This window comes from Escherichia sp. KCJ4928, from assembly GCF_004352695.1.
Taxonomy (GTDB): domain Bacteria; phylum Pseudomonadota; class Gammaproteobacteria; order Enterobacterales; family Enterobacteriaceae; genus ECMA0423.
Map to the genome: position 1 here is coordinate 1 of NZ_SJWV01000570.1, position 546 is coordinate 546.

1 pseudogene is annotated in these 546 nt (G+C 36.1%); it reads left to right on the top strand.

Going from position 1 to position 546, the window contains the following annotated elements:
* Positions 1 to 477, top strand: a pseudogene (locus tag E0D98_RS25620) (ISAs1 family transposase); the annotation flags it as partial.
* Positions 478 to 546 lie beyond the last annotated feature (69 nt).

The following is a 546-nucleotide window of genomic DNA, read 5'->3' on the forward strand; positions in this document are numbered from 1 at the left end:
TTATAAAGGCGATTCGTTTAGTACGCAGGAGATAAGTCATGGAAGAAAAGAAACACGTTTGCATATTGTCAGTAACGTAACGCCTGAACTTTTGTGATTTTGAATTCGAATGGAAGGGATTAAAAAAGCTTTGTGTAGCATTGTCATTCAGGCAGAAGAAAGAAGATAAATCAGCAGAAGGTGTAAGCATCCGATATTATATTTCATCAAAGGATATGGATGCTAAAGAATTTGCACATGCTATCAGAGCGCACTGGCTGATCGAGCACAGTCTTCATTGGGTGTTAGATGTAAAAATGAATGAAGATGCCAGCCGGATAAGAAGAGGAAACGCAGCCTAAATAATATCTGGAATAAAGAAGATGGCACTGAATTTATTAAGAGATTGCAAAGACATTAAGGGTGAAGAGGAAAAGAAAGAAGGCTGCGTTAAACACAGGGAAAGATCATCAGAAGTTCACTTTTTGTACTAAATAATTCGCATTTTATGTTTAAAAATTGAGATATTCCTCATTACCTGAAGCTGTTTTTTATTGCTTATACATG